The organism is Nodosilinea sp. LEGE 07088, from assembly GCF_015207395.1.
Lineage (GTDB): Bacteria > Cyanobacteriota > Cyanobacteriia > Phormidesmidales > Phormidesmidaceae > Nodosilinea.
In genome coordinates, this window is the sequence record NZ_JADEWX010000375.1 from 1 (window position 1) to 1,320 (window position 1,320).

The window sequence follows — 1,320 nt, forward strand, 5'->3', positions numbered from 1 at the left end:
GGTGGGGGGTGGCTAGGCCAGGCACCACTTGGAGGCGTAGTTAATCAGGTTAACGAGTTTGCCAAGGATTGGGTTATAGCGCTCGGATAAAGCCTTGCCATCCTCACCTGATAGGTAATTGCATTTGACTGCAAAGGCTATCCAGGTCTGGGTTTCAGCCGCTTCTGCCTGGCAGTCTGTGAGCTTGGCCACAAAAGCAGCTTCATACCGACGCTTCCGCCATGCCTCAGCCAGATTTGCGCAGACAGACCTCGAAGAACGGCGGATTTGATCGGTCAGGGAATAACGCTCCTCCACCGGAAACTGCTTCGAGAGTTCAAAGATCCGCATGGCCGCATCAAACGCCAGCTGATAAACCTCCAAATCCTGATGCTGCCGCACCAACCCTCTCCCCATTCCCACACACCCAAAAACTTACCCCTAATTATTCCCCGACTCCCCATCTCCCTACATCCCCATCCCCCCACATGTTTTATCTAATCACCTACGACATCGTCAAAGACAATCGCCGCAACAAAGCCGCCCACCTTTTAGAGGGCTATGGCATGCGGGTGCAGAAATCGGTCTTTGAATGCGTGCTCACTGACAAGCAGCTCGAAATGCTGCGGAAGAAGCTGGCCCGCTACATCAAGGCCGACGAAGACCAAGTGCGCTTTTACCCCATGTCGGCCCACACCCGCCGCAGGGTGCTGATTCTGGGCAATCAACCCGCCCGACAAATAGACGATACCGCTTTCATTGTTTGACAGGAGAAGTCATCATGCAACGTCCTACTCATCATGTGCAACCTCTTCAGGTTTACCAAATGGCCTTTCAGGGTTCGGTGGCAGTCGCCCGCTGGGCACAGCCACTTCTAGAAACGTCAGAGGTCTATTTAATCCAACAGTTCTTAGCCACGTCGCAAGCCGTTTGTGCTCACCTAGCTGACGCTTGGGGCCAACGACAACATCGAGAGAGTTTTATCGCAGCCCTCAGCACCGCTCAGCTGCAAGCCGCCGAAATGCAGACCTGGATTGAGGCTGCGATCGCAGCAGGCTATCTCGCCCCAAATGCCGGACAAGACCTATATGACCACTATCGCAATCTCTACACCGCCCTCGATCAGCTGATGGCAACCGCTTCCACTACGCCCAGCCTTCTGAAAGAAAACGCTGAAACACCTCTACCGGTCACCGCTTAACGCCAATTGTCCTCTCATCCAATTGCTCGCCAGGGCAGACACACGGGTCTGCCCCTACGTATCACACTCGTTACCCCTATCCTCCGGGAAACCGCTCCGCGTCTACACCCTATCTCCCCACCTCCTCATCTCCCCACCTC

The 1,320-nt window shown here is 54.8% G+C and carries 3 protein-coding genes; 2 read left to right on the forward strand and 1 reads right to left on the reverse strand.

Features of this window, described 5'->3' with window-relative positions; all coding sequences use genetic code 11:
• Positions 1 to 12 precede the first annotated feature (12 nt).
• Complete coding sequence (locus IQ254_RS31095; RefSeq protein ID WP_193969995.1) at positions 13 to 396, reverse strand: four helix bundle protein; 384 nt, start codon at positions 394 to 396, stop codon at positions 13 to 15.
• A 71-nt stretch (positions 397 to 467) separates the two neighbouring features.
• On the opposite strand from IQ254_RS31095, the gene cas2 reads away from it, so the two are divergent.
• Both cas2 and IQ254_RS31105 read left to right on the forward strand, forming a co-directional pair.
• A complete protein-coding gene (gene cas2 / locus IQ254_RS31100) occupies positions 468 to 746 on the forward strand; it encodes a CRISPR-associated endonuclease Cas2 (protein ID WP_193969996.1) in 279 nt (92 codons plus the stop codon).
• 14 nt (positions 747 to 760) lie between these two features.
• The gene (locus tag IQ254_RS31105; RefSeq protein ID WP_193969997.1) at positions 761 to 1,180 is read left to right on the forward strand and encodes a four helix bundle protein; all 420 of its coding nucleotides are present in this window, start codon (positions 761 to 763) and stop codon (positions 1,178 to 1,180) included.
• Positions 1,181 to 1,320 lie beyond the last annotated feature (140 nt).